This window comes from Mucilaginibacter sp. P19, from assembly GCF_050632265.1.
GTDB classification, from domain to species: Bacteria; Bacteroidota; Bacteroidia; order Sphingobacteriales; family Sphingobacteriaceae; genus Mucilaginibacter; species Mucilaginibacter gossypii.
In genome coordinates this window covers 3,232,281-3,257,401 of the sequence record NZ_CP192586.1, presented here as the reverse complement: position 1 = coordinate 3,257,401, position 25,121 = coordinate 3,232,281, and the positions used below count along the sequence as shown (strand labels likewise).

Below are 25,121 nucleotides of genomic sequence, written 5' to 3'. Positions count from 1 at the left end.
GATGTTTTTTATCTGACTTAAATATCTGATATTCAATTGTTTTTGGTTTTGGTATAGCTTTTACATCAATTTCGAAAATTGCTGTACGATATGCTTAAAAATTACTTCAAAATAGCCTGGCGCAATATCGTGCGTCATAAAGGCTATTCTGCTATAAATGTTGCGGGTTTAACAGTTGGCCTGGCTGCCTGCCTGCTCATTTTTGTGATTATTCAGTTTGAGCTTAGTTTTGATACTTTCAATCCTAATTATAAAAGCATTTATCGTATAGTTACCCAGGAAAAGCACGAGTCGGAAACTACCACCAATCCCGGAGTTGCTGTTCCTGCTACAGATGCCCTTCGTTTGGATATACCACAGGCTAAAGTGGCAGCTTTGAACAGCAGTTATGGCAGCCAGATTACAGTGCCGCAAGCCGCTGGAAGTAACAGCAGCGATAAGAAATTTACTGAAAATATTGGCGTGCTATTTATTCAGCCTCAATTCTTCGACATTTTTAGCTACAAATGGCTCGCTGGTAGTCCCGCTGTACTGGCCAGTCCGGATATGGTTGTGTTGGATAAAAGTTCGGCCATTAAGTATTTTGGCGACTGGACAAATGCTGTAGGCAAAATTCTTAAAATGGATAATGTTTTAACGCTGAAAGTATCTGGCATTGTAGAAGACGCTCCGGTTAACAGCGATTTTCCGTTTAAAGTAATGGTATCATTCGATACCTGGAAACAGCATCCTAAAGATTACAACTACAGCGCCGAATGGGGATCAACCAGCAGCAGCCATGAGGTATTTATGTTGTTCCCGGCAAGCATGTCAAAAAGCAGTATCGACGCACAGTTAAAAGCATTTTCGACCAAGCATTTTAAAAAGGGATCGGCACAAACTACGCTGTTACCACAGCCGCTTGCCGATATGCATTTTGATACCCGGATAGGTAACCCGCTTGGTGATCATAGTACCAGCAAGGCTACCTTGCGTACCCTGTCATTCATAGCTTTGCTCATCATTATTATGGCTTCTATCAATTTTATCAACCTTTCAACAGCACAATCTGTTGGCCGGTCAAAAGAAGTTGGCATCCGTAAGGTGCTGGGCAGTACCCGTCCGCAATTGATTTTTCAGGTAATTGGCGAAACAACAATCATTGTTATTACTTCGGCCCTGATTGCTTTGGCAGTAGCGAGGCTGGCCATGCCGCAATTGAAAAATATAGCCAATGTGCCCGATAGTATCAGCTTATTTACTACGGGTAGCTTGCTATTTTTAGCGGGCAGTACAATTACTATTGTATTATTATCGGGCATTTACCCAGCATTGGTAGTATCAGGCTTTAAGCCGGTGCTTGCACTTAAAAATAAAATAACGGCAGCTTCTATCGGTGGGATCCCGCTTCGCCGGGGATTGGTGATTGCACAGTTTGCCATATCACAATTGCTCATTATTGGTACCATCGTAGCGGTAAACCAGATGGACTTTGTAAATAAAGCCGATCTCGGTTTTAACAAAAATGCTTTGCTCATCATTCCTGGTTATACCGATAGTTTAAGCCTCCGTAAAATGGAATCGTTTAAACAACAGGTGTTGCAGGATCCTAATGTTAAAGCAATCAGTTTCTCTTCGGATGTACCATCATCAGAAAATAACTGGGGTACAAATTTCGATTTCAATAACTCAACCAAGGACGTAGGCTTTAATACCTACCTTAAATTTGGCGACGTAGATTACTTCAAAACTTATGGTTTGACATTTGTTGCCGGCAAAGGCTACGATGTAAGTGATACGGTCAGGCAGTACGTGGTTAACGAAACCTTTATCCATAAATTGGGTATCCAAAATGCTAATGATGCCATTGGCAAAACATTACGCTTGGGCGGCGGCAAATGGCTGCCAATAGTAGGGGTAGTTAAGGACTTTAAAACCAACTCGCTTCGCGAGGCTATAAAACCAATAGTAATATCACCTGCTAAGAAATTCGAGGGGCAAATAGGTATCAAGATCCAAACTGCTGATTTGAGCAAAACTGTATCGCAGCTGCAAAAACTGTGGGAGAATACTTATCCCGAATATACTTATAACGGTTATTTCCTGGATGATAATATTGCCAAATTTTACGAGCAGGAGAACAAAATGGCCTTGGTGTACAAAATTTTTGCCGGGATAGCCATTTTTATATCATGCCTTGGTTTGTACGGGTTGGTTTCGTTCATGGCAGTTCAGCGCACAAAAGAGGTTGGCATCCGTAAGGTTTTAGGAGCATCTGTAAGTAGTATAGTATTGCTGTTTTCAAAAGAGTTTATGGTGCTTATAGGTATCTCGTTCCTGATAGCCATGCCCGCCGCATGGTATATTATGAACGGCTGGCTGCAAAACTTTGTATACCGCATTTCGATGAGTGCCTGGATCTTTTTACTGGCAATAATATCATCGCTGATAATAGCCTGGTTGACAGTAGGGTATAAGGCTGTTAAAGCCGCACTTGTTAACCCGGTTAAAAGCCTGAGAAGTGAGTAGCAGTTGGCAGTGGCAGTTTGCAGTTAACGGACTATACAATTACCAATGAACTAATGAACCAATGAACAACTACCATGATAGGAAATTACATTAAAACCACTGTACGAGGCCTGATGAAAAACCGGGCTTACAGCTTTTTGAATATTGCCGGTTTGGCTATAGGTGTTGCTTGCGCATCCGTGATATTCTTGTGGGTGCAGGATGAGCTTACCTTTAATCACAACTTTGTAAAGCGCGATAATCTGTACACTGTTCGTGAAAATCAAACCTATGATGGTAAAACCTCCACATTTCGTGCTACACCGGGGCCAATGGCCGCTGCACTAAAAGCAGATATCCCTGGTGTGAAAAATGCTGCCCGCATGGGTGGAGACCATGACATGGTATTTGCCCTGGGAGAGAAAGTGATTAACGAAAATGGCACTTACGCTGATGCAGAGATTTTTCCGATGCTAAAATTATCTTTCGTTAAGGGTGAAGAAGCTAATGCTTTTCAGGAGCTGCATTCGGTAGTGATCAGTACAACAATGGCTAAAAAGTTTTTTGGCAGTGCCAACCCGATTGGCAAAGCTTTAAAAATGGATAATGAACATGATTTTACCATTACCGGCGTATTTACCGACCTGCCTAAAAACTCAACTTTTCAGATACATTGGTTGGCCCCTTTAAAAAACATCGACCATGTGCAACCCTGGCAACAGGATTGGGGCGCCAACTGGACTCGTACTTATGTAGAGTTGGAACCAACAGCTGATGTTAATGCCGTTAATAAAAAGCTGGCCAACTACATCGGTACCAAAAAAGAGGGCAATAAAACTGTCTGCTTTCTTTTCGGAATGAACGACTGGAACCTTCGTGATAAATTTATTGATGGTAAAATGAGTGGCGGTCGTATTGAGTATGTCTCGTCTGTTTTCGGTAATTGCCTGTATTATACTTATCATAGCTTGCATAAATTTCATGAACTTGTCAACTGCAAGATCTGAGAAAAGGGCTAAGGAGGTTGGGGTACGCAAAGTGATGGGAGCCGCGAAAGGTAAACTTGTAGCTCAGTTTATAGTTGAGGCGGTGGTCATGGCGTTTATAGCGGTAATAGTCGCTGTGTTTTTAGTTTACACAGTTCTGCCATCGTTCAATACTATGGTTCAAAAAGAGCTTTTTATCGATCTTTTAAAACCAATCCATTTGTTTTATTTACTGTCGATAGGTTTGGTTACCGGTTTGCTGGCTGGCAGCTATCCCGCGTTTTACTTGTCATCATTTAATCCTATTACCGTATTAAAAAATATCAAGTTACCATCTGCAGCAGGCGCAGGTTTTATTAGGCAAAGTTTGGTGGTGATCCAGTTTTCAGTATCCATCATATTAATTATCGGAACAGTAATTATATACCAACAAATTCAGCACGTTAAAAACAGACAACTGGGTTATCAAAAAGATAACCTTGTTTATATCGATACAAAAGGCAAACTTACTGATCATTTTGCTGCAGTAAATAATGAATTAAAGCAAACCGGGGTTGTAGCCGACGCTTCATTGAGTGAATATCCAATTTTACAAATTTGGAGTAACACTGATAATTTTTCATGGGACGGAAAAGATGTTTCAAAAAATCCACTGATCACTATCGAAAGCGTAAGCCCTCAGTTTGTATCAACCATGAATATGAAACTGCTTACCGGGAGGGATTTTTATGCCAATGCAAAGCTCGATAGCAGTAACGTGATCATTAATGAAGCCTTTGCCAAACAAATGGGTAAGGCCGGTCACGTAGGTGGCATTATCAGGGATGGCGGTAGTAAACCCTACCAAATCGCGGGAATCATTAAAGATTTCCTTTATAATGACATGTATGTTTCTGGTGCGCCGCTGATGCTGTTTAGCCGTCCGCAAAACAATAACATTTTAACTATCCGCTTTAAACAGGGCGTTAATTTAACCGAGGCGCTGGCAAAAGCAGGCGAAGTTTATAAACGCGCCAACCCCGGTTATCCATTCGAATACAAGTTTGTTGATGCTGATTTTGATGAGCTGTTTAAAACGGAGGCCCTTACCGGTAAGCTGTCGGGCATATTTGCATCGCTGGCTATCGTGATCTCGTGTCTTGGTTTGTTTGGGTTAGCAGCCTATACTGCCGAAAGAAGGATCAAAGAAATAGGCATCCGAAAGGTACTTGGTGCTTCGGTAGCCGGTTTAACCGGATTATTATCCCTTGATTTTTTAAAGCTGGTTGCAGTTTCGTGCCTGATTGCCTTTCCGGTTGCCTGGTATGCAATCAATAACTGGCTGCAAAGTTATCAGTACCGGGTAACTGTACAATGGTGGGTTTTCGCCGCCGCCGGCATTGCCGCTATTGTTATAGCGCTGGCAACAGTGAGTTTTCAGGCTGTTAAGGCTGCATTGAGCAACCCGGTGAAGAGTATGAGGTCGGAATAATTTCATTGTGTCATTTTGCTTCGCGTCATTATTCATTTGAACGCGGGTAAAAATGACATAATGACCCAATGACTTAATGAATTGAATCATGATAAAGAGCTATTTAAAAATCGCCTGGCGCAATATCCTTAACAACAAGGTTTATAGTGCAATTAATATATTGGGGCTTGCCGCAGGCATGGCGGTTGCGCTGATGATTGGTCTTTGGGTAGTCAATGAATATTCATACGACAGGTTTTTGCCCAATTATGAGCAGCTTTACCAGGTTGAACAACATTTCACTACCCAGCATGATGGTGAGCATACACAGACCGCGGTTTCGTTGCCGCTGGCTGAAGTATTGCGCAAAGAGATTCCCGGAATCAAACGCGTTGCCGAAGCCGATTGGGTAGGCATGCAATGGCACGACCTTTTGGTAGGGGATAAGAAGCTCTATGTATCGGGTGGCTCCGCTCATTCCGATTTTCTACAGATCTTTAAATATCCTTTTATAGAAGGGAATGCTAAGGACGTTTTTGCACAGCCAAATTCTATTATTATTAATCAATCGACAGCTAAAGCACTTTTTGGAGATGCAGACCCGATAAATAAAGTAATACGTTACGATAACAGCCACAATTTGAAGGTGACCGGTGTTATAAAGGATATCCCGAAAAATGCTACCATTCAGTTTAGCTTTTTAATACCCTTTGCTTTTAAAGAAGCCACTGAAGATTGGATGAAAGGTTCCCGCACCATGTGGACTAATAACTCATTCAATATGTTTTTGGAGTTGCAACCCGGTGTAACAATGGAGCAAATCGCACCGAAAATTAAAAATATAGTGTACGATCACAGCGAGCAGATGCGCCCGGCAAAGCCAGAGGTAATTATTCATCCGCTTAAAAAATGGCACTTGTATAATGACTTCAAAAACGGAAAAGCTGTTGGTGGTTTCATTGACTATGTGCGCATGTTTAGCGTGATAGGTTTTTTGGTGCTGCTTATTGCTTGTATTAATTTCATGAACCTTTCTACAGCCCGGTCTGAAAAACGCGCCCGTGAAGTAGGTGTTCGCAAAGCCATCGGCTCGCAACGCAGCGATCTGATAGCCCAGTTCCTCGCGGAGTCGGTAATGATCACTTTCATTTCATTTTTGCTGTCAATTGTGATAGTGGAGGTGGCTATTCCGTCTTTCAATGCTATCGTAGGCAGTGCCATTAATATTCCTTATACCAATGTTTGGTTTTGGGTGATGATGATAGGGTATGTGTTATTTACCGGTTTATTGGCAGGTAGTCGCCCCGCATTTTACTTGTCGTCATTTAATCCCGTACAGGTATTAAAAGGTACCATTAAGGTTGGCAGCTCGGCATCATTGCCGCGCAAGGTGTTGGTAGTAATGCAGTTTAGCTGTTCTGTTGCTTTGATTATCAGTACTGTTATTGTTTACCAGCAAATACAATACGCCAAAAACAGGCCTACCGGTTATAGTTCAACCCGTTTAATGATGACCGATATGAGCGGTGATCTTGAAAAAAACTACAGCGCATTAAAAAACGATCTGATAGCAAGCGGAATGGTAGAGAGTGTGGCGTCGGCATCAAGCCCGGTTACCAATATCTATAGCCATACCGGGATCGATAACTGGCCCGGAAAAGCAGGTGGCGAAACAGGAATAAACGTTGGCGCTATCTCCGTATCGCCTAATTACTTCAAAACAATGGGCATGACCATGAAGGAAGGGCGTGACTTTTCGGCCGAATGGGCAGCTGATACAACAAATGTGATCATCAATGAGGCTGCCGTAAAACGCATGGGCTTAAAAGATCCTATTAACAAAGTGATAAATTATAGCTTTTTGGGGCGGGTTCACATTATAGGGGTGGTTAAAGATGCTCTGATGGAATCGCCATTTACACCTGTGCAGCCTGCTGTATTTAATCATGGCAGAGGAGGTAACGACATCATGTATCGCCTGGCACCTAACGTAAATATGCAGGATGCCATTAAGAAGATAGGGAAGATCTTTGATACTTATAACCCGGCGTATCCTTATATCTATCAGTATGTTGATGAGGAATACAATCGCAAATTTAGCCTCGAGGCATTAGTTGGCAAGCTGGCAGGTGTTTTTGCAGGATTGGCTATTTTTATTTCATGCCTTGGTTTGTTTGGGTTAGCTGCTTATGTAGCCGAACAACGTACCAAAGAGATCGGCATTCGCAAAGTATTGGGTGCCTCAATAGCACAGGTATGGCTGCTGCTATCAAAAGAATTTATTTTGCTGGTGATGTTAAGTTGCATAATAGCAACACCTGTAGCTTTTTACTTTTTGAAGGATTGGCTGCAAAAATATGATTACAGGATAACAATAGGGCCCGGGGTATTTGTGCTTTCGGCTGTTGCCGCTATAATTATAACGTTGGTGACTATAAGTTTCCAGGCTATAAAAGCTGCATTGAGCAATCCGGTGAAGAGTTTGAGAAGTGAGTAACCTCACCCAAACCCTCTCCAAAGGAGAGGGCTTTAAGAAGATTAAAATACATAAATAATAACTAAATATATCACAAGTACAATTCCTCCCCTTTGGGGAGGTTAGGAGGGGTTTATGATCAAAAACTACATAAAAATTGCATGGCGAAATTTGGTGCGTAACAAGGCTTACGCAACCATCAGTGTTATTGGTTTGGCTTTGGGTATAGCCTGTGGGGTATTAATATTTACGCTGATCACTTACCACCTGAGTTTTGATACCTTTCATAAGGATAAAGACAGGATCTACCGTTTTTATACCGAGTTTCACGATCAGGGTGTAGACCGGGTAGGCGCTATTCCGCAACCGATGGCCAAGGGTTATCGAAATGACTTTGCCTTTAGCGAAAAAACGGCGAGATATATCAGCTTTAATAAAACGCTGATCACTATTACCAAGGGAAATGAAGTGAAAAAATTTGGTGAGGATGACGGTGTTGCCTTTGTTGAGCCCGAGTATTTCGATATCCTGAATTTTCCATTGCTTAAAGGCGATAAGAAAACGATGCTTGTTAACCCGAATGAAGCGTTGGTTACCGAAAAAATGGCCCAAAAATATTTTGGTAATGATAACCCAATAGGCAAAACCTTTAAGCTGGATAATAATATAACTGTTACTATAACCGGTGTGCTGCAGGATTTGCCAAATAACACCGACCAAAAGCAACAGATCTTTATTTCGTATGCAAGTATGGAGGTGTACGCAGGTAAGGGCCGTGAAAATAACTGGGGCGGTGTTTACAGCGGCTGTCAGGGTTTTACCAAGTTGAAACCGGGTGTAACCAAAGCACAGGTTGAAACAGCCATGCTGCAATTGGTTAAAAAGAATTACACCGGCAGGGATTTGCAGGTTTGGCGCTTTAAATTACAACCTATTGCTGAAATGCACTTTGACCGTGAACTTGGCGGTTATGCCGATAAAAGCTATTTATGGGCGCTGTTCTTTATCGGCGTGTTCCTGATCATTACGGCCTCGGTAAACTTTATAAACCTGGCTACGGCCCAGGCGCTAAACCGCTCAAAAGAGGTAGGCATCCGTAAAGTATTGGGTAGTCAGCCTTTTCAATTATTTTGGCAGTTTATTGCCGAAACAGCTATCATCAGCATTATTGCTGTGGGAGTTGCTATTGGTTTATCCGAGATTGCTTTGACGCCATTAAACAATCTCTTCCATGCAAGGATGACCTTTAACTGGGCCGAATTAAGCGCTTTTATAGTTGTTATTACTTTTGTTGTTGTATTTCTTTCGGGTTCATACCCTGGTTTGGTACTGGCGAGGTTCCAGCCAATTAAAGCGCTTAAAAGTAAACTGTCACAAAAGGATGTCGGTGGTTTTTCGTTACGCAGGGTACTGGTAGTTACCCAGTTCACTATATCGCAGGTACTTATCATCGGTACTATCATCGTAGTATCGCAATTACATTATTCACAAACTGCCGATCTGGGCTTTAATAAAAATGCCGTAGTGCTTGTGCCGCTTCCTCAAAACGATAAGATGAAAATGAGCACGATGCGTAATCGCCTCAGCGAAATTAAGGGTGTTGAAAATGTATCTTACTGTTATAACCCGCCGGCGTCGCGTTCAAATAGTAATACCGGTATTCAATATGATAATCGTGCCGAAGACGAGCATTGGAGCATCAACACCAAACAGGCCGACGAAAATTACATTTCAACCTTCGGCATTAAACTTATTGCCGGCAGAAACTTCTTCAAAGGCGATTCGGTTAAAGAGTTTTTGGTGAACGAAACCTTCGTTAATAAACTGCACCTTAAACCGCAGGATGTAATAGGGAAACAAATGGCAATTAATGGCCGCGACTATAAAGGTACCATTGTAGGCGTAATGAAAGATTTTTACAATTACTCTTTCCATGCGGAGATTTCACCATTATGTGTGATGCCTAACTATCAATCACTATCTACCGTTGCTGTGAAGATAGATATGCGTAATGCCAAAGCTACACTGGCGGATATTGATAAGATCTGGAACCAAACTTTCCCTGAAGAATTGTATTCTTACCAGTTTTTGGATGATACCATTGCCCGTTTCTATCAGATGGATAATATATTACTAATCCTGGTTGAAGCGTTTGCCGGTATCGCAATCATTATAGGTTGTCTCGGCCTGTATGGCCTGGTGTCATTTATGGCTGTACGTAAAACCAAGGAGATCGGGGTTCGTAAGGTATTGGGTGCAAATATCAGCAGCATCTTATGGTTGTTTGGCAAGGAGTTCAGCATATTGCTGCTTATAGCATTTGTAATAGCCTCTCCGCTGGCCTGGTGGGCAATGCATAATTACTTAAAGGATTTTCAATACAGGATTAGTATCGGTCCACAAATATTTGTGATGTCCATACTATCCACATTTATTATAGCGTGGATTACGGTAGGTTATCGTGCTGCAATGGCTGCGCTTGCCAATCCGGTTAAAAGTTTGCGTTCGGAGTAGGGTTCATTTGTTCACTTGTTCATTAGTTCATTAGCGAACGCGGGCAAGGTTGTGCAAATAATTTTTACTCGCGAATAAAACCAATGAACTAATGAACAATTGAACTAATGAACCAACAGTATGCTTAGAAATTATATCAAAATAGCCTGGCGAAACATCGCTAACAATAAGGCTTATACAGCTATAAACGTTTTGGGATTGGCAGCCGGGATGGCTGTTGCCTTAATGATAGCACTTTGGGTTGCTAATGAGTACTCATACGACAGGTTTTTGCCTGATGCCAATAGGGCATACCAGGTTCGCCGTAATTTTAACAGTAATGGCGAAAAATTAACGTTTAGTTCAACCTCGCTAAAACTGGCAGATGTGTTGAAAACTATGCCCGAAATAGAATATGTAGCACCCACAGATTGGGGTGGCACACATGGGTTAATGGTAGGCGATAAAAAGTTATCTATTGATGGCGTGCAGGCAGGTAGCGATTTCCTGAAAATTTTTCAATACAATTTTTTACAGGGGAGCCGTACAACCGCTTTGAATGATCCATATTCAATTGTATTGACCAAAGCTACTGCTCTCGCTTTATTTGGCACCGGGAATGTGATTAATAAGGTTGTTAAGGTTGATAATAACTACAATTTAAAGGTTACCGGCGTGATTCAGGATGTACCATTGAATTCGTCGCTTCAATTTAAATATGTTATTCCATTCAGTTTGATGGAGCAACAGCCTTACATGAAAGACGCCCACGATAGCTTTGGTAACAATAGCTTCGAGCTATTTGCAAAGCTAAAACCAGGTGTAACTTACGCACAACTGGCCCCAAAGATCCTTCACATCGAAAAAGGCGAAAAAAATATTAACGCCGAAAACTCGGATGTAATTATGCAGCCCATGACCGATTGGCACCTTTTTGCCGATTATAAAAATGGAGTTGCAGTAAGTGGGTTTATTGATTATGTACGCACCTTTAGTATTGTTGGTTTACTGGTGCTGCTGATAGCTTGCGTGAATTTCATCAATCTCACAACTGCCCGGTCTGAAAAACGCGCGCGCGAGGTCGGTATCCGTAAAGCTATCGGATCACAACGTCAGCATCTGATATTCCAGTTCTTGACAGAATCTACATTGATCACACTGATCTCCTTTATATGCTCAATACTTTTTGTTCAAATAGCGCTCGGGCCGTTTAACTCGCTTACCGGGACTACTATTTCCATTCCCTTTAACAGCGCAATCTTTTGGCTGATTGTCATAGGGTGTGTATTGCTTACAGCCCTGGTGGCCGGTAGCCGCCCTGCGTTTTATCTTTCGTCATTTAATCCGGTTAAGGTATTAAAAGGTACAATTCAGGTTGGCCGCTCAGCGTCGTATTCGCGTAAAGTTTTAGTAGTAATGCAGTTTAGCTGCTCAATAGCGTTGATCATAAGTACAGCTGTTATTTACAGGCAAATTCAGTATGCAAAAAACCGCCCGGCGGGATACGATATTACTAGGTTAATAGCCACTAATGCCAACGAAGATTTGGGTAAGCACTATTCCGCTTTTAAAAATGAATTATTGCAAAGCGGCGTGATTGAAAGTATCTCCACAGCGTCAAGCACCATTACAGATATTAACATGCACAACAACCTTGACCAATGGCCCGGTAAATTTACCGGCGAAACCGTTGAAATGGGCGTAATAGCTGTAGCTAATGATTATTTCAAGACTGTAGGCATGAAAATGCTTGCCGGGAGAGATTATAATAATGTGGTGTCCGATTCATTGAATATTATTTTCAATGAAGCAGCGGTTAAGCGCCTGCGCCTTAAAGGCGACCCGATAAGCCAGGTAATAACTTATGGGGGCAAGCAACGCAAGATAATTGGGGTAGTTAAAAACGCGCTGATGTTATCTCCATTTGCACAAGCCGACCCAACCATGTTTTTGTATAATAACGATCCGCATCAAAACATGATCTACCGCCTCTCGCCTGAAGTAAACCCGCACGATGCCATTGATAAAATAGGGCAGGTGTTTTCAAAATATAGTCCTGCTTATCCATTTACATATCGCTTTGTAGATGATGATTATAACCGCAAGTTTGGCCAGGAAGTATTGGTGGGGAAATTGTCGGGCATTTTTGCGGGCCTGGCCATATTTATTTCATGCCTCGGCCTGTTTGGATTAGCCGCATACATCGCCGAGCAGCGAACTAAAGAAATTGGCGTACGCAAGGTATTAGGTGCAACTGTAAGCCAGTTATGGTTTTTACTGTCGAAGGATTTTGTGTTGCTGGTGCTTATTAGTTGTGTAATAGCCTCGCCGGTAGCCTTTTACTTTTTGCAGGGGTGGTTGCAGAAATACGATTACCGGGTAACCGTTGGCCCTGGTGTGTTTATTATATCGGCGACAGCAGCAATTGTCATCACACTAACGACAATCAGTTTTCAGGCTATTAAGGCCGCGATTGCCAACCCGGTTAAAAGTTTACGTTCTGAATAATGGGTAATTGTATCAGTTTGCTTTGTGTTGTTATAACGGGTAAGATAAATGACCATATGACCATGACATTAAAAAATAAAAAATATGATCAGAAATTACATTAAAATAGCCCTCCGGAACCTTTGGCGCCACCGGGGCTTTTCGTTTATTAATATTACGGGCTTATCAATAGGGATAACAGCCTGTTTTTTCATTTTTATATACGTGGCCTTTGAGCTGAGTTACGATAACTTTCACACAAAGGCCGATAGGATCTATCGTTTGGTAACTGATATCAAAACCCCGAGCGAAACTATTAATACCAGTAGCACATCATGGGCGTTTGCACCCAATATTAGGGCAGACTTGCCCGAAGTAGAAGCATTTGTACGCACCAGCGGCGGCAGTTTTTGGTGCGCAGGGGAGATGTAAAATTCCAGGAGGAAAACTCCATGTTCGCGGATTCGACATTTTTTAAGGTCTTTGATTTTAAATTAGTTAAAGGCGATCCCAGGACTGTACTCACCGCGCCCGCTACAATAGTATTTACCGAATCTACCGCGAAAAAATATTTTGGCAGTGCCGACCCAATTGGCAAAACCGTATTAATTACCGGCGATGCCGTACCTGCCACGGTTACCGGTGTTATGAAGGATTTTCCTGGCAACTCACAAATCAAGGCCGATATGATCATCTCAATGACATCGTTAACCCAAAAGTTTAATAAAGGAATTGACGGGCAGTGGGGCAATTTCGGCGCTACGACTTATCTTTTGTTAAAACCGGGTACAAGTCCAAAGGCTGTTGAAGCTAAAATGCCTGCCTTTTTGCAAAATCGTGACGGGGACGGAATGAAGAAAAGCCAGATGTTCTATAGGCTCATGCTTGAGCCTTTAAAATATACCTACCTCTACTCAAAAAGAGGCGGACAGGAAGTTGGAAGCATTAGCAATGTGTATATATTCAGTATTGTCGCGATTTTTATTTTGCTGATAGCTTGCATCAACTTCGTTAACCTTACTACTGCCCGCTCGGTTGAACGCGCCAAAGAAGTAGGGATTCGTAAAGTTGTGGGCGCCGAAAAGAGCCAGCTTGCAGGCCAGTTCATCGGTGAATCGGTGGTACTTTGTATCATAGCTTTTTTACTTACGCTTGGTATCGCTGCTTTATTGTTGCCTGCATTTAATCAATTGGCTGGTAAAACTGTTAGTTCCGGCATCTTTTCAAACTGGTACTATGTAGTTATTCTGTTTGTAACGTCTATTTGCATCGGCCTGCTTGCCGGTTTATATCCTGCGTTGGTACTATCGTCCTTTAAACCGGTGATGGTTTTGAAAGGCCGTTTTTCCGGAAGCCGGAAGGGCGGAATTTTACGCAAAACGCTTGTTGTTGCTCAGTTTAGTATTTCCATAGCGCTTATTATTGGAACTATAGTAGTTTATAACCAAATGAGCTTTATGCAAAACCGCGATCTTGGTTTTAATAAAGAACAAATGCTTGTACTCAACACCAACAGCGATCCTGCTAAAGAATCCCTGAAAAATGCTATCAGTTCAATTCCCGGCGTAGTATCAACGGCATCTGCTTCAAGTATCCCTGGAGGTGGAAATAACGGGGCTTACTCCGAGATAGAAAATAAAATGGGCGATTTGCAGATAGCTAACCTTGATCTGTATTTTGTTGATTATGACTATGTAAACCAATTTAAGATAAAGATGGTTGCGGGTCGTTCGTTTTCACGTGAATTTGGTACTGATACGGCCCAGGCGATGCTTATCAATGAAGCCGCTGTTAAATTGTTTGGCTATAGCTCTCCTAAAGATGCTATCGGCCGACGGTTTAAACAATGGGGGCGCGAAGGTAAAATAGTAGGTGTAATGAAAGATTTTCATTTCCGTTCGTTACAGGAGGTAATCAAGCCGCTTACCATGCGAATCGAGCTTCATAGTCTTGATCTGATAACTGTAAAAGTCTCCCCGAAAAATCTGAATAGCACATTGGCGCAGATAGAAGGTAAGTGGAAACAATTTATCCCTAACAGGCCATACTCATTTTATTTTTTAGATGAGTTTTTTGACAGGCAGTACCGCTCTGAACAGCGTTTCGGTAAGCTATTTTTCAACTTCGCCGTTCTCGCCATATTCATTTCGTGTTTGGGCTTGCTTGGTTTGGCTTCGTACAGCACGCTGCAACGTACCCGCGAAATAGGGATCCGCAAAGTGCTTGGCGCGTCGGTACCCGGTATTGTTAACCTGCTATCCTTTGATTTTTTAAAGCTGATATTGATATCCTGCATAATAGCCATGCCGGTAGGTTGGTATTTTATGCATCAATGGCTCAAAGATTTTGCCTATCGTATAGATGTTCAATGGTGGGTATTTGTGCTGGCTGGTGTATTAGCCGTTTTGGTGGCAGTAGCTACCATTAGCTTTCAGGCAATAAAAGCAGCATTGAGCAACCCGGTTAAAAGTTTACGTTCCGAATAATTGTCATTAAGCCATGCTTTCATCTTATTAATGGAATGCGGGGCAAAATGACCTAAACGAGATAAACTAATGATAAAAAATTATTTCAAAACCGCCTGGCGCAATATCTGGAAAAACAAGGTTTTTTCGGCTATTAACATTTTTGGGTTGGCCGTTGGTATGGCGGCCTGCATTGTGATCACGCTTTTTGTTTATTATGAAAAAAGCTTTGATAATCTGCATACTAAAAACATCTACCGCTTAAACGAGGTGCAAAAGTTTGAGGGAATGGGCGCCTCACAAAAGGTTGCGTTATCCATGTTTCCGATGGGGCCAACTCTGAAAACCGATTTCCCGGAAATAAAAAATTTTACGCGTGTTCGTTGGCAGCAAAAGTTTCCGCTCAATAACGGACTTAAACGAGTGTACATGCCACAGGTATTCTTTGTGGATTCGGTTTTTTTGAAAATGTTTGATTTTAAACTGCTGAGGGGCGATCGGGCAACCGCTTTGTTAAAACCCCGCAGCGTTTTATTAACAGAAGATGCAGCCAAACGAATGTTTGGTAATGATGACCCGATAGGTAAAACTGTAACCAATTACGGGCAGGATACTATAACCTATTCGGTTACCGGTATATTAGCTAATGTGCCCAAAAACTCACAATTGCAGTTTGATTGCCTGTTTTCATTCAGTAGTATTTATAAGAAATGGATGTTTACCAACTGGGGCGGCAACTGGTTAAATACCTATCTTGAACTGGCCCCTGGTACCAATATAGCGGCGCTTGAAAAAAGTTTCCAGCCTATCTTCAAAAATATAAAGGTAAAGATGGCCCTAAAAATTACGAGCTATTCTTATTATCCCTGAAAGATGTTCACGCTAACTCGGCTGATATAGGGCTGGATTATATCAATTATCAAAAATTTGATAAACATATCACCAACCTGTTTACAGTTATAGGGATCATTGTTTTGGTGATAGCCTGTATTAATTTCATTAACCTTTCAACCGCGCGGTCATCAGAGCGGGCTAAGGAGGTTGGCGTACGTAAATCTATCGGGGCCGGACGTTTTCAACTGGCCATGCAGTTTTTGGGCGAAACCGTGTTATTATCCTTGATAGCCCTGGCTTTTGCCTGCATTTTTGTAAGCCTTGCCATTCCTTTTATAAACAGTTTAAGCCAGCGTGATATTAGTTTACCGCTGCATGACAATAACATGCTTATAGGAGTGGTTCTTATTAGCACCGTGCTTGTTGGTATTATTTCAGGTATATACCCTGCGCTTTTTTTGTCGTCGTTTCAACCGATTAAAGTATTAAAGGGGGCTTTAGCAACGGCGGGGGGCAATAAAGTGCCATTGCGTAATATTTTGGTTGTTGGCCAGTTTACGAGTGCTGTAATCTTAATGATAGCTACAGTTTTGGTTATCAGGCAACTTAAGTTTATGCAGAAAAAAGATCCCGGCTTTAACCGCGATCAGATTGTTAATGTTCCTTTAGGTTTGATCCCACAAAACAAATATGATTTGTTTAAACAGGAGTTGCTTTCCAACTCGATAATACAGGGAGTTACCGCGTCGCAGGATATTTTAGGCAGTCACCTTGACCAAACCGGCATTTCATTTAAACTTGGTGATTCACCATTGCGGCAGCTTACCTCAACCTTGCTGGTGGTTGATAATAATTACCTCGATCTGTATAAGATCAAGCTGCTGATGGGCAAAAACTTTTCTACCGATACTTCGGCCGTTTGGAAGCAATACATCATCAATGAAGCCCTGGCTAAGGAATTGCTGAAAGATCATAAAGGAAAAAATATGGAATCATTACTGGGACAAAGGTTTGGTTTTGATTCGTTGGGTGTGATTACCGGAATAGCCAAAGATTTCAATTTCAATTCCCTGCATTATAAAATTGAAACGCTGTTCCTGGTAAACGGTAAAGGGTTCAACCAAATGTCGGTTAAGATCAACGGCGGCAGGGCTAAAGATGCTGTTGCATTTATCCAATCAACCTGGCAAAAGGAGTTTCCCGGGATACCCTTTGAATACCAGTTTCTTGACGATCATTTTAAAGAAGTTTACAGTGTAGACAATCAGGTAAGCACTGTAGTAAGTATTTTAGCTGGACTGATCATCATTATATCCTGTTTGGGGTTATTCGGCCTCGCTTCATACTCAGCCGAAAAACGGATCAAGGAAATAGGGGTGCGCAAGGTGCTTGGGGCATCTGTGCAGAATATAGTGATGCTGCTTTCGGGGCATTTTGTAAAACTGGTGCTCATTGCCAACGTCATCGCCTGGCCGATAGCGTTTTATGCCATGAGTAAATGGCTGCAGGATTTTGCTTATCGCATTGATATTAGCTGGTGGGTATTCGGTATAGCTGGTTTTACATCACTGGTTATAGCCTTTGCTACTGTAAGCTTCCAGGCCATTAAGGCGGCTGTAGCTAATCCGGTTAAAAGTTTGAGGAGCGAATAACCTCACCCAAACCCTCTACAAAGGAGAGGGCTTTAAGAGTCGAAGAGCAAACAACAATTCCTCCCCTTTGGGGAGGTTAGGAGGGGTAAATGATTAAAAATTATATAAAAACAGCATGGCGTAACCTGGTTATAAACAAGGTTACTTCATTAATAAGTGTTGCGGGTTTAGCAGTTGGAATAGGTTGCTTTATATTATTAGCTACCTATTTATTAAATGAGCTGCGGTATGATAGGTTTCACGTTAATGCCAATCGTATTATGCGCGTGGCTTATAACTACAAATCCTCTGATGATGCGGAGGCAAAATCTGTGGCAGTAACGCCAACCGCACCAGTACCCGTATTTAAACAGCAATTGCAGGAAATTGAGGATGGTGTGCGCATTTCCTGGTATAATAACCCGGTGCAATACCAGGATAAACTATTCAATGAAAAACGGTTCTTTTTAGCCGATGAACCATTTTTCAGGATCTTCAGCTTTAAGTTTTTGAGGGGGAACGCAGCTACCGCACTTAAAGATCCCTCGGCTTTGGTGATCACCGCGTCTACCGCAAAAAAATATTTTGGTACTGAGGATGCTATAGGTAAGGTTTTGAAGGTTAATAACAAACTAAACATGATGGTTACAGGGGTGGTGGAAGATGTACCCGAGTATTCGCAGATCAAGTTTGACATTATTGGTTCGTCCGCAGGTTCGGAACATGCTAAAACGCGCAAATGGGATTCGGCTAACGATTATTCTTACCTGCTTTTAAGGCCGGGCGTTAATATAAACTCGGTTGAGCAGAAAATGAACAACTATGTAGCAGAGATGTTTAAGGATGATTTCAGGCAAGGGCATAAAATGTGGTTCAAACTCGAACCTTTGACCGATGTCCACCTGAAATCGCAGGCTACATATCCGCTAACGCCATCCGGCAATATCAGATACATTTACGTTTTAGGGGCAGTTGCCATTATCTTATTGTTGCTGGCTTGTGTCAACTTCCTGAACCTTGTAACAGCCAAAGCTATAGAACGAGGCCACGAAATAGGGGTAAGAAAGGTAATGGGTGCTGCACGTTCGCAGCTTTTTACACAATTTATCATCGAATCTGCCATGATCACCCTCGTATCGCTGTTGGCGGGCCTGTTTTTGGCGGATGTGAGCTTTAAATGGTTCAGCGATTTTTCGGGGCAGCAGTTGGGCTTTCAAACCTGGAATACATCATGGCTGATTATGGCCATGGTTGCCTTATTTGTAACGGTAACTTTTTTGGCCGGAACTTATCCGTCATTATATCTGTCAGCATTTAATCCTATTGTTACCTTAAAGGGGAAACTCACAAATACCTCCGGCGGTCGGGCTTTACGCAAATCGTTAGTTATATTTCAATTTGTGGTATCCGTATTCTTCATGATCTGTACGGTTATCGCGGGTAGCCAACTGCGGTATATCCAACACCTCAATATAGGTATCAACAGGTCGCAGGTGATGGTGATTGATGTTGGCGGCAAATCATTAAAAGATATTAAATCATTTAACAACGAGGTAACTCAATTACCGGGGGTGCTTTATGCAACTGCTTCGTACGATTCGCCGGTTGATGTTCACGGCGGATATAGCATTAACCACGCTGACGGCAAAAACAGCGACTATAATCTTTCGGTAACCGCTTTGCCGGTAGAAAAGAATTTTTTAAATACGCTTGGTCTTAAACTGGTGCAGGGCATTAATTTTACAGATGCGGATGAGAAACATTCTACGGATGCTGATGAAAATAAGCGCTATTACGGTTTTATAATCAACGAAAAAGCCGCCAAAGCACTGGGTTGGACAGCCGAAGAAGCAATAGGTAAACATATTGGCCTTAACGGACGTACCGGTGAAGTAAGAGGTGTTGTACAAAACTTTAATTTCGCATCCCTTCACCAGGAAATTACACCAATTGTAATGTTTACTGAAGATTATTTTGGTAAAGTGCTTATCAAAACCTCAGGAAATAATATTGCCAAAACCATATCTGCAGTAAAAGAAAAATGGAGCGCTTTTAATCCTGCCACACCTTTTGAATATCACTTTCTTGATCAGGAATTTGATGATATGTATAAGGCCGAGCAACGTACCGGTTCAATATTAACTGCGTTTACTTTGGTCACTATCTTCATCTCCTGTCTGGGTTTATTCGGATTGGCAGTGTTTTCAACCAGGCAAAGAGTGAAAGAAGTTGGAGTACGTAAAGTTTTGGGCGCAAGCGTTTTCAGTATAGTAAAGCTTGTTTCAGGCGATTTCCTGAAACTGGTTATCATATCGGTTATCATTGCTTCGCCGATAGCCTGGTATGCCATGCATCGTTGGCTGCTGGATTTTGCGTATAAGATCAGCATACAAATATGGGTATTCATAGCCGCGGGTGCAGTAGCTATACTTATCGCCTTTATTACCGTGAGCGTTCAATCCCTTAAAGCAGCGCTTACTAATCCGGTTAAAAGTTTGCGGTCTGGAGATTGATTATTTAGCTGAAAGGTAAAAGGCAAAAGCTGAAAGGTTTATAACACATTAAATACAGTGTTAAATAATTCTTTCAGCTTTCGCCGTTTAATTAAGCTATAGCATGTTACAGGAATCAAAAGTAATTATACTCTACCTGCCGGTACATATCTGGGCAATGGAAAAAAGCTTTAACCTTTCGCCTTTTACCTTTTACCTCAAAAAACACTGTATCATAACCGTACGCAATCTGTTACATAAGCGTACAGTGAAGTTTTGGTATGATGGTGTAATTTATTGATAGTTAATAAGATAGAACTTTGGTATGTTATTGATATGTTAATCGCAAAATGATAAGTATTATTGTTTAACTCATTTATTTACTAACAAACTAATTCAATAATTAAAAATGTTATCACTGCAACATATTTCAAAGTATTTCCAGGTAGGGGGCAACAAAAATATCATTCTGAATGATCTGAGCCTTGACATTGACGAAGGCGAATTTATTTCTATCATGGGACCTTCAGGTTCGGGCAAATCAACGTTGCTGAATATCATCGGTATGCTTGATGAACCATCAGACGGTTATCATTATTTTGAAGGCCATGCAGTACATCAGCTTAAAGAAAAACAACGTTCGGCTTTGTACAAGCAATACATCGGTTTCGTTTTTCAGGCTTATCACTTGATTGATGAGCTAACCGTTTATGAAAACATTGAAACCCCGCTTATTTACCAGGATTTTAAAAGTGCGGAGCGTAAAGCCATGGTTGCAGATATGCTTGACCGCTTTAACATTGTTGGCAAAAAAGATCTTTTCCCGGCACAGTTATCGGGCGGACAGCAGCAGTTAGTGGGTATCGCCCGCGCGCTTATTGCTAAACCCAAGTTGTTATTAGCCGACGAACCTACCGGTAACCTCAACTCAAAACAAGGGGAGGAGATTATGGAGCTGTTCCGCAAGCTGAATAAGGAAGATGGTGTAACCATTATTCAGGTTACCCACTCCGAAAAAAATGCCGAATACGGTTCGCGCATTATCGATCTGCTGGACGGCAAGATCGATTCATCAAGAAAACTCTGAACTCAATAATAAAATGCGATACTATAAATTACTATTTCTCGGTCTTGTTGTATTTGGAAACTTAAAGGCTTACAGCCAGGCCCCGGTAGATTCTGTGCTTACTTTACAGCAATGTATCGATCTTGCAATCAAAAACAACCTCGATGTAAAAAAGAGTGAATTGCAAATGCAGACACAGGAAATTGCCTATAACCAGGCCCGCGAAAACCTGCTGCCATCAATTAACGGTAATGTGAGCCACAACATCAGTAATGGCCGTAGCCAGGATCCTACAAATTATAACTACGTAACACAGCAAATTACTTACGCCCAGTATAATTTAAACAGTAACCTGACATTGTTTAATGGCATGAGCCTCATTAATAATATCAAACGCTACTCGCTGGCATACCAGGCAGGTAAAATGGATTTTCAACAGGCTAAGGACCTTGTTACCCTGAACGTTATTACTGCTTATTTGCAGGTACTTGATAATGAGGATTTGCTAAAGGCAACCGATATACAGGTTGAGCAGGCACAGAAACAGGTTGACAGATTGACAATATTGAATAAAGACGGCGCTACACCGCCTGCAACGTTATACGATTTGAAGGGCACATTGGCTACCAGTAAGATAGGCGCGGTTAATACCAAAGCAGCGATGGGGATCTCAAAGATTAACCTTTTGCAGATCATGAATGTGCCATTGGATAAGAGCGTTAAACTTGTGCGTTTATCTGCCGATCAATTGCCTGGAAATTATGATAAAAATGCAGATGAGATCTACACCAAGGCACTTAACGACCTTGCCTTGGTTAAAGCCTATGATTTGCGTTTAAAAAGTGCCGAAAAAGGTGTAAAATCAGCCAAAGGAGCTTTATGGCCTACTATCACTGCGTTTGGATCGCTTGCATCCAATTACTCAAGTACAGGTAATACCGGTTATTATTCGCAAATAAAAAATAATTACAGTTCGGGTTTTGGAGTTGGTTTAAGCATACCTATCCTTAATTATTTCCAAAATCGTAATAAAGTGGCACTGGCCCGTATCGACCTGCAAACTGCAAAGTATAACAATGACTTTACCCGGATCCAGTTGAAGCAAAATATTGATCAGGCTTATATCAATATGACATCGGCCCTTGAGCGCTATCACTTGCTGCGCGACCAGGTTGATGCCTATGGCGAATCGTACAGGATTGCTGAAGTTAAATTTAATTCGGGTGCTATTACTTCGGTAGATTTTGTGATAGCAAAATCAAACTTCGATCAGGCTAATACCAACCTGATCAACGCCCGGTATGACTATTTTATCCGTACCAAAATCCTTGATTATTACCAGGGAAACTTGGCGCTTTAATTAATAAACTCTTTAAGATTTTTAAAACCTATACTTTTATTCCCAATTTTTAGTTAAATATCTGGTTAACTTTTACCGAACTTATCGGTTGGGTTTAACCAGATATTTCTATTTTAGCGGTAGTTGTTGCAAACAATATCGTTTTCATAAACTTAATACATCATCGAACACCTAATAAATATGAAAAAAGCAATTTTACTTTCCTTATCTATTTTTTTGCTGTCAATAGGCATATCAAAAGCCCAGGTAATCCCCAGCTTTTCTTTCGGCCTTAAGGGCGGTTTAAATTATTCAACTTTTCCGTCAAACGGCGTTTTTAACAACGATAATAAAGCTGGTTATCAGGCTGGCGCTTGGGCAAGGATCGGCGGCTTAGGCTTAATTTTTCAACCCGAGCTTTATTATACTGATAAAAGCGTTACTGTAAATAATGGAGGTGTTTCAAATAAACAAAGCTTTAAAAGTTTTGATGTTCCATTACTTGTAGGTGCTAAAGTTGGTGCTTTAGGTTTAGGTGGAAGGTTTTATGGTGGGCCGGTGCTTTCATTTACAACCGGAAGAGATAGGGATGCATTTAATGATGCAACAGCGTTAAGGTATAAAGATGCGAACTACGCAATACAGGTGGGTGCAGGTGTTGATATCAGTAGCCTGTCTATCGATCTTCGTTACGAAGGTGGTTTAAATAAAATAGCTTATGGCAACGATAATTCACACACGCGTGTTAGCCTGTTCAGCCTTGCTGTTGCTTATAAATTGTTCTCATTATAATCTCCCAGTCCCTCAAAAATACTGAAAGACCTGCCGGTAACGGCGGGTCTTTTTTGCGTTAGATCGGAGTGTGAACTTTCCTATTATTCAAGTTACGCAATCGATTGTATATTTAGTATTATATTTTAGCTTTTATTTGATAGAATAGTATTATGCTTATTTTACAATGTACACCTATATTTAGGTGCCATTTATGCGTCGGTTATCTGTTTAAACGCGGGTTTCAGACATATCCTAAAATTTAGGGCAGATGAAAAAATACCTTTCAATCTCATTTTACAAAATTTTGTTTGCACTATCGCTGATAGGGAGCAATGCTTCTGCTCAAACGGATACAACTTCGAGGCTTATCCGACTTAATCAAATAGGCTTTTACCCTGGTGCCATAAAAAAGGCCATTGTTTTAAGTGACAGAGGAAGCGACTTTTTTATCCAAACCCTTCAAAAGCAAACAGTATTTACCGGTAAGCTTAAACCATCACTTAAACCAAACTTTGCCGGTCATATTGTTCAATTGGCCGACTTTAGTACATTCGGCAAGCCCGGCAGATATATACTTTATGTCCCCTTTGCAGGTTATTCCTATCCCTTTGAGGTTAAGGCCTCGGTTCATAAAGCTGTGGCCGCCGCTGCTATCAAAGCCTATTATTTTATGCGCTCAGGTACACCTTTACCCGAAAAGTATGCCGGCAAATGGCACCGGGCCTCAGGTCATCCTGATACGGTTGTACTGATCCATCCATCTGCCGAAAGTGAAGGGCGGAAGGCTGGCTCAATAATCTCATCACCGCGCGGTTGGTATGATGCCGGCGACTATAACAAGTATATTGTGAACAGTGGTATTACAACAAGTACGCTGCTTTCTTTATTTGAGGATTTCCCCGCTTACATGAAAACAGTTAAGCTTAATATCCCCGAAAGCAGCAATAAAATTCCGGATGTTTTGGATGAGGTGCTTTGGAACCTGCGTTGGATGCTGACTATGCAAGATCCCGCCGATGGCGGCGTATATCATAAGCTTACTAATGCTGCTTTTGATAAGTTTGAAATGCCCGATAAAGACACATCGCCACGTTATGTGGTACAAAAAGTTACTGCGGCTACGCTTGATTTTGCGGCTGTTATGGCGCAAGCTTCCCGCATTTTTAAACAATATCCTAACGAGCTACCAGGCTTAGCCGATTCATGTATCAATGCTGCTCAAAAAGCCTGGGGTTGGGCTGGTAAAAATCCGATGGTGACCTACCGGCAGGATGAGATGAACAAAAAGTTTGAACCGAAGATCACTACAGGGGGTATGGCGATAATAACTTTACCGACGAGTTTATCTGGGCGGCATCCGAGCTGGCAGTCAGCACCGGTGAGGTTGACTATCTTAAAAATATTGATCTTTTGCCTGATGGCCGGATGCCGGTACCTACATGGTCGCAGGTTAGGCTGTTGGGGTATTATACGCTGATCAAAAATGATATAACAGCGAAAACTGTGCCCGCGTTACCGGAAATCAGGAAGCGACTTATCAACACTGCCGATGATATGGTAAATGGGGTTGACTCAAACGCTTATCAAACAGTGATGACTAAATCCGCCAGGCATTTTGGCTGGGGCAGTACATCCGAGGCCGCAAACGAAGGAGTTCTGCTTATCCAGGCTTACAAGTTATCGAACGATAAAAAATACCTGGATTATGCTTTAGCAAATCTTGACTACTTGCTTGGTCGTAACGGCACTGGTTATTCCTTTGTAACAGGGTATGGTACTAAAACACCAATGCATCCGCACCATAGGCCTTCTGCAACTGACGCTATAGTTGACCCAATACCAGGCCTGCTTGTTGGCGGCTCTAATCCTGGCATGCAGGATGGTGTCAAAGTGCCATCAAAAGTGCCCGATGAAGCCTACATTGATGATGAGCACGCTTACGCCGCCAATGAAATAGCCATAAACTGGAATGCCCCGCTGGCTTATCTGGCTAATGCGTTAGAGGCTTTGCAACACAAGTTAGCGAGTCAGACCACAAGATAATAAAGTATTAGGCATATATCTGCGACAGGTCAACCTTCAAGACCCTGCAGGTTGTAATACTTTATTATCGCAGTAAAAAGAAAGCGCTTCCCCAATTA

17 protein-coding genes are annotated in these 25,121 nt (G+C 41.8%); all 17 read left to right on the top strand.

What is annotated here, in order from left to right:
• Positions 1-90: 90 nt before the first annotated feature.
• The 17 genes from ACQ86K_RS15825 to ACQ86K_RS15745 all read left to right on the top strand — a co-directional run bounded on the left by ACQ86K_RS15825 (position 91) and on the right by ACQ86K_RS15745 (position 25,023).
• Positions 91-2,508: an ABC transporter permease gene (locus tag ACQ86K_RS15825; RefSeq protein WP_091163842.1), complete on the top strand. Its 2,418-nt coding sequence runs from the start codon at positions 91-93 to the stop codon at positions 2,506-2,508.
• Between the two features lie 74 nt (positions 2,509-2,582).
• Entirely contained in the window at positions 2,583-3,494 is a 912-nt protein-coding gene (locus ACQ86K_RS15820; RefSeq protein WP_431200708.1) for an ABC transporter permease, read from the top strand.
• The gene (locus ACQ86K_RS15815; RefSeq protein ID WP_431200707.1) at positions 3,475-4,944 is read left to right on the top strand and encodes an FtsX-like permease family protein; all 1,470 of its coding nucleotides are present in this window, start codon (positions 3,475-3,477) and stop codon (positions 4,942-4,944) included. The genes ACQ86K_RS15820 and ACQ86K_RS15815 overlap by 20 nt, the downstream gene beginning before the upstream one ends.
• A gap of 88 nt (positions 4,945-5,032) precedes the next feature.
• Positions 5,033-7,420, top strand: coding sequence for an ABC transporter permease (locus ACQ86K_RS15810; protein WP_091163846.1), 2,388 nt, complete (start codon positions 5,033-5,035; stop codon positions 7,418-7,420).
• A 114-nt stretch (positions 7,421-7,534) separates the two neighbouring features.
• Positions 7,535-9,913 (top strand): ABC transporter permease, encoded by a 2,379-nt coding sequence (locus tag ACQ86K_RS15805; RefSeq protein WP_091163848.1) that lies wholly within the window; start codon positions 7,535-7,537, stop codon positions 9,911-9,913.
• Positions 9,914-10,033: 120 nt separating this feature from the next.
• Positions 10,034-12,400, top strand: a complete 2,367-nt coding sequence (locus ACQ86K_RS15800; RefSeq protein ID WP_091163853.1) for an ABC transporter permease — start codon at positions 10,034-10,036, stop codon at positions 12,398-12,400.
• An 84-nt stretch (positions 12,401-12,484) separates the two neighbouring features.
• Positions 12,485-12,811: an ABC transporter permease gene (locus ACQ86K_RS15795; protein WP_431200706.1), complete on the top strand. Its 327-nt coding sequence runs from the start codon at positions 12,485-12,487 to the stop codon at positions 12,809-12,811.
• Positions 12,793-14,865 (top strand): FtsX-like permease family protein, encoded by a 2,073-nt coding sequence (locus tag ACQ86K_RS15790; RefSeq protein WP_431200867.1) that lies wholly within the window; start codon positions 12,793-12,795, stop codon positions 14,863-14,865. Before ACQ86K_RS15795 ends, ACQ86K_RS15790 begins: the two co-directional genes overlap by 19 nt.
• 69 nt (positions 14,866-14,934) lie before the next feature.
• Positions 14,935-15,714, top strand: a complete 780-nt coding sequence (locus ACQ86K_RS15785) for an ABC transporter permease (protein WP_431200705.1) — start codon at positions 14,935-14,937, stop codon at positions 15,712-15,714.
• A 107-nt stretch (positions 15,715-15,821) separates the two neighbouring features.
• On the top strand, positions 15,822-17,330 hold the full coding sequence (locus ACQ86K_RS15780; RefSeq protein ID WP_431200704.1) for an FtsX-like permease family protein: 1,509 nt from the start codon (positions 15,822-15,824) through the stop codon (positions 17,328-17,330).
• Positions 17,331-17,419: 89 nt separating this feature from the next.
• Positions 17,420-19,822: an ABC transporter permease gene (locus ACQ86K_RS15775; RefSeq protein ID WP_091163861.1), complete on the top strand. Its 2,403-nt coding sequence runs from the start codon at positions 17,420-17,422 to the stop codon at positions 19,820-19,822.
• A gap of 103 nt (positions 19,823-19,925) precedes the next feature.
• The gene (locus ACQ86K_RS15770) at positions 19,926-20,102 is read left to right on the top strand and encodes a hypothetical protein (RefSeq protein ID WP_176844393.1); all 177 of its coding nucleotides are present in this window, start codon (positions 19,926-19,928) and stop codon (positions 20,100-20,102) included.
• A 108-nt stretch (positions 20,103-20,210) separates the two neighbouring features.
• Positions 20,211-20,888, top strand: coding sequence for an ABC transporter ATP-binding protein (locus ACQ86K_RS15765; RefSeq protein WP_091163863.1), 678 nt, complete (start codon positions 20,211-20,213; stop codon positions 20,886-20,888).
• Positions 20,889-20,901: 13 nt separating this feature from the next.
• Complete coding sequence (locus ACQ86K_RS15760) at positions 20,902-22,227, top strand: TolC family protein (RefSeq protein WP_091163865.1); 1,326 nt, start codon at positions 20,902-20,904, stop codon at positions 22,225-22,227.
• Positions 22,228-22,407: 180 nt separating this feature from the next.
• Positions 22,408-22,998: a porin family protein gene (locus ACQ86K_RS15755; RefSeq protein ID WP_091163868.1), complete on the top strand. Its 591-nt coding sequence runs from the start codon at positions 22,408-22,410 to the stop codon at positions 22,996-22,998.
• Positions 22,999-23,248: 250 nt separating this feature from the next.
• Complete coding sequence (locus ACQ86K_RS15750; protein WP_431200703.1) at positions 23,249-24,457, top strand: glycoside hydrolase family 9 protein; 1,209 nt, start codon at positions 23,249-23,251, stop codon at positions 24,455-24,457.
• Positions 24,343-25,023, top strand: coding sequence for a glycoside hydrolase family 9 protein (locus ACQ86K_RS15745; RefSeq protein ID WP_431200866.1), 681 nt, complete (start codon positions 24,343-24,345; stop codon positions 25,021-25,023). Before ACQ86K_RS15750 ends, ACQ86K_RS15745 begins: the two co-directional genes overlap by 115 nt.
• The last annotated feature ends 98 nt before the right edge of the window (positions 25,024-25,121 follow it).

Bases quoted from the DNA above. Each gene is read 5' to 3' on its own strand.
- ACQ86K_RS15785 (WP_431200705.1), top strand. From the start codon at position 14,935: ATGATAAAAAATTATTTCAAAACCGCCTGGCGCAATATCTGGAAAAAC.
- ACQ86K_RS15760 (WP_091163865.1), top strand. From the start codon at position 20,902: ATGCGATACTATAAATTACTATTTCTCGGTCTTGTTGTATTTGGAAAC.
- ACQ86K_RS15820 (WP_431200708.1), top strand. From the start codon at position 2,583: ATGATAGGAAATTACATTAAAACCACTGTACGAGGCCTGATGAAAAAC.
- ACQ86K_RS15805 (WP_091163848.1), top strand. From the start codon at position 7,535: ATGATCAAAAACTACATAAAAATTGCATGGCGAAATTTGGTGCGTAAC.
- ACQ86K_RS15800 (WP_091163853.1), top strand. From the start codon at position 10,034: ATGCTTAGAAATTATATCAAAATAGCCTGGCGAAACATCGCTAACAAT.
- ACQ86K_RS15755 (WP_091163868.1), top strand. From the start codon at position 22,408: ATGAAAAAAGCAATTTTACTTTCCTTATCTATTTTTTTGCTGTCAATA.
- ACQ86K_RS15825 (WP_091163842.1), top strand. From the start codon at position 91: ATGCTTAAAAATTACTTCAAAATAGCCTGGCGCAATATCGTGCGTCAT.
- ACQ86K_RS15795 (WP_431200706.1), top strand. From the start codon at position 12,485: ATGATCAGAAATTACATTAAAATAGCCCTCCGGAACCTTTGGCGCCAC.
- ACQ86K_RS15770 (WP_176844393.1), top strand. From the start codon at position 19,926: ATGTTACAGGAATCAAAAGTAATTATACTCTACCTGCCGGTACATATC.
- ACQ86K_RS15765 (WP_091163863.1), top strand. From the start codon at position 20,211: ATGTTATCACTGCAACATATTTCAAAGTATTTCCAGGTAGGGGGCAAC.
- ACQ86K_RS15775 (WP_091163861.1), top strand. From the start codon at position 17,420: ATGATTAAAAATTATATAAAAACAGCATGGCGTAACCTGGTTATAAAC.
- ACQ86K_RS15810 (WP_091163846.1), top strand. From the start codon at position 5,033: ATGATAAAGAGCTATTTAAAAATCGCCTGGCGCAATATCCTTAACAAC.
- ACQ86K_RS15750 (WP_431200703.1), top strand. From the start codon at position 23,249: ATGAAAAAATACCTTTCAATCTCATTTTACAAAATTTTGTTTGCACTA.